The sequence below is a fragment of the Microcystis sp. LE18-22.4A genome, assembly GCF_027531105.1.
In the GTDB taxonomy this organism is placed as follows: domain Bacteria; phylum Cyanobacteriota; class Cyanobacteriia; order Cyanobacteriales; family Microcystaceae; genus Microcystis; species Microcystis aeruginosa.
Genome location: NZ_JAPZRB010000277.1, coordinates 1 through 3,429, shown reverse-complemented (window position 1 = coordinate 3,429; position 3,429 = coordinate 1). Strand labels below are relative to the sequence as shown.

The 3,429-nt window shown below is 41.2% G+C and carries 3 protein-coding genes; 1 reads left to right on the top strand and 2 read right to left on the bottom strand.

Translation table 11 applies throughout. The features are described from left to right. Nucleotides 1-351 precede the first annotated feature (351 nt). Nucleotides 352-1,401, bottom strand: coding sequence for a ParA family protein (locus tag O9295_RS12895; RefSeq protein WP_288033192.1), 1,050 nt, complete (start codon nt 1,399-1,401; stop codon nt 352-354). A gap of 583 nt (nt 1,402-1,984) precedes the next feature. Here O9295_RS12895 and O9295_RS12890 point away from each other — a divergent pair. After that, the gene (locus O9295_RS12890) at nt 1,985-3,010 is read left to right on the top strand and encodes an ABC transporter ATP-binding protein (protein ID WP_288033191.1); all 1,026 of its coding nucleotides are present in this window, start codon (nt 1,985-1,987) and stop codon (nt 3,008-3,010) included. 121 nt (nt 3,011-3,131) lie between these two features. Here the strand turns inward: O9295_RS12890 and tnpA are convergent. After that, on the bottom strand, nt 3,132-3,429 hold a 298-nt coding region (gene tnpA, locus O9295_RS12885; protein ID WP_288033190.1), incomplete at its 5' end, for an IS200/IS605 family transposase.

Below are 3,429 nucleotides of genomic sequence, written 5' to 3'. Positions count from 1 at the left end.
GTAACAAAAATGTAGAGCTAATGTAGAGCGATTGCATTATTTTTGAAACTATCTACATCGTCAGTAATAAATTAGCCAAGTATTAATCAAGAGAAGATTGGCTCTTCGGGACTTGGTATGGTTCGATAGGGGGGCATAAATCGACTAAATCCTTATCTGGCAAGGGATTTAATTGATTAGTTCGCTCTAGATCGAAAATAATTGACAAAAATTGCGGTAATGTCTGTCTCTATAAGGGTTTCATTCCTTATAACCCCCGTCTATTGCATAACACAAACCGAAGAGCCAGAAGATTCGATTATTTTTCATAGTTCTGTAATTTTTGTTCGTATTTTGTGGTGCAATCAAATTTTATAATCTTGCGACAAGTTTTTTAATCACATTATGGCATTTTGTTCTCTGGTCTTTCGAGACCTGTATATCTTCTTTATAAACTAAATAATGAGGTGTATCTAACATTTTGCTCAAGGGTAATCCTTGATTGGCGGATACTACTCCAGCACTATTAAAATCTCTTATTTCATAGTTATATGCTTTTTCAAACTGTGCTTCATCATAGTTGTATTTGTCCCCATCAACAAAACGACATTTATTTCTTTGATACTCTGAAAACATTTTTCTGACAGCCTCTTCTGACAATGCTTTAAAAGCGTGGGCGGTACCACTTTTCTGAGTAAATCTATTTCCCAAAAGCAAGGCGATTTTGGGTCTCTCTAGCCCATACTTATGAACTTTATTGGCAAATGTATAATTACCATATACGGGATGTTCTTTTTCTGTTCCCCAAACTAGATTAAACAACCCAGATATGGCATAAATTGAAGAATCATCAGCATTTATAGGAATCAATAGTTTCTGTCCTGATAAAATTGCAATTTGTGTATAAATTGAAAAACTAGGATTAGTATCAATAAAAAATGTAGTGGGCTTACTAAAAATAGAGCGTTCTGTAAAGTTCTTCATAATAGAATGTATTTCAACCCAGGGAGAATCTGCACTTGATAGGGGTACTGTGTTTGCTCTGTCTGCTAAAAGAGGCGCAATTAACTCAAGATTTCCATCACCACACATTAAAAAAATATTTGGTGACAAATTATCATTAATTTCTTTTAATTGAAGCAAGTATCGATTAGCATCACTTGTATCTTTCTTTAAAGCACTATCTGTCAAATAGCCAACTACGGTTCTAGGAGTCTCTTTAATAATTAGCTCTTGAAGATAGTTTTCAGCTTTCATTCCACCGCCCATAAGCATTACCGAGGAATTTGCTTGTGGACACATATCTATAACTACAACATTTCGATCTAAGTTTTCTTCTGCATACATAGATGCAACGTGAAAAGTAATAGTGCTTTTGCCAACTCCGCCTTTATTGTTCCAAATAACGTAGCTTTTATTCATAAATACCTTTAGTGCTAATTTTCATTCTCGCCTAACCTAATATGACAAGCGAAGTGTTCTGATTGTATCATAGACTAAAAATAATTGTCTATGGGACAGTGTTTTCTATAAGTGTTACAGCAGCTATCTTAATGGTGAGATGCGAAGTTGTCGTTTTAGTGAGTCAGGAGTCAGGAGCTAGGAGTCAATTTTAGGAGAAAGGCTGTAAAAAAGCACAAATAAAAGATGATAGACCGAAAAAAGCGAGCCAAAGAAGGCAGAAATCTGGAAAACTAGCTCAAATCTAGGCCAAGATTAAAGACAATCAGCCTGATTTCTTGCAGAAACTATCTACTAGAATTGTCCGTGAGAACTAAACGATAGTTCTAGAAAATTTAGAGATGGTAAGCGTCTCGATCGAGCATCAACCTAGGCGAAGATCGTTTATTTAAGCCCGTTTGAGCTGCCAGTCATTACCGCCGCAGAGAGCGCAGTGAGCAGATCAAATCTACAATACCAGATTTTCAAGTGGGGAATCTGGGTTAAAATAGACCGAGAAAGTTAACAAAAAAATTGTCTCGCTCAAGTGGGCGAAAATCAGCTTATGACCCTTGCGGTGGCGATCGAAAAGTTAAAAAAATCCTACGGTCAGACGGCAGCGGTTAAAGATATCTCCTTTACCGTGGCAGCGGGAGAAATCTTCGGTTTACTCGGTCCCAATGGTGCGGGGAAAACCACCACGATTCGCTGTCTTTGTACCCTTGCTAAACCCGATGGCGGCAAAATCGAGGTGGGGGGTGTCGATGCCCTGAATAACCCCAAATCCGCCCGTAAACGCCTGGGTTACGTTGCCCAAGAAGTCGCCCTCGATAAAATGCTCACCGGCCGGGAACTGTTGCAACTACAAGCGGCTCTCTATCACATTCCCGCTCAAAAGTCAAGAGATCGAATTAAAGAATTAATAAATCTTTTAGGATTAGAGGAATACGCGGACAAAAAAACGGGGATCTATTCCGGCGGCATTAAAAAACGGCTGGATTTAGCGGCGGGATTACTGCATCAGCCGGAGGTTTTGGTGCTGGATGAACCAACTGTGGGACTCGATATCGAAAGTCGTTTGATTGTCTGGGATTTTCTGCGACAATTGCGGGCGGCCGGAACCAGTGTATTAATTACCAGCCATTATCTCGAAGAAATTGACGCCTTGGCCGATAACTTGGCAATTATCGACAATGGTATCGTCATCGCTCGCGGTACCCCCTCACAACTGAAGGAGCAACTGGGCGGCGATCGCATTACCCTAAAAGTGCGAGAATTTTCCCCAGAGGAAGAAGCCCTAAAAGCGAAAGAGTTATTATCCCGTCTGCCTTTTGTCGAGGAAGTGATCGTCAATACCGCCCAGGGTAACTCCCTTAATCTCATCGTCACGGCGAATAGCAATCCTTTAAGCAAAATTGAACAAACCCTAGCCGAATCGGGATTACCCGTGTTCAGCATGGCCCAATCCCGTCCTAGTCTCGATGATGTCTATCTGGCGGCCACCGGACGCACCCTGATGGATGCGGAAATTGCCGCCGCCAGCAGTCGCGACCTGAAGGCGGAGAAAAAACAAGCGATGAAGGAATCCTAGTCGGGCGAGAAAGGCTGTAATATTGCCTAATTGCCCGGTTAAATCATCTATAATTGGAGCGAGAGGAATCCCGTTAAACCGCGTAGCGGTTAACGGGAGATAAATCGCCACCGGAATGAAACTAACGCGGTAGGGTTTCCACTTTCGGGGAGTTTTGGTTCTCAACGTATTTTTTTAGTTGTTCGACAGTAACGCCGCCACAACTAGCCACGAAATAACCTCCCGTCCAAAAATAAGGTTTATTGTCGAAATACTTGGCCGCCAAATCCGGAAATTCTTTTCTAATTAAGCGACTACTAACTGTTTTAAGGTTAGCGATTAATTTGGATAAAGCGATGTCAGGTTTGTCATCGATAATCAGGTGAACGTAATCCGATTCACCGTTGAAATCAAGCAACACGCTTTCCCATTTCGTCAGC

Coding starts and splice junctions, on each gene's coding strand:
- O9295_RS12895 (WP_288033192.1), bottom strand. CDS start 1,401: ATGAATAAAAGCTACGTTATTTGGAACAATAAAGGCGGAGTTGGCAAA.
- O9295_RS12890 (WP_288033191.1), top strand. CDS start 1,985: ATGACCCTTGCGGTGGCGATCGAAAAGTTAAAAAAATCCTACGGTCAG.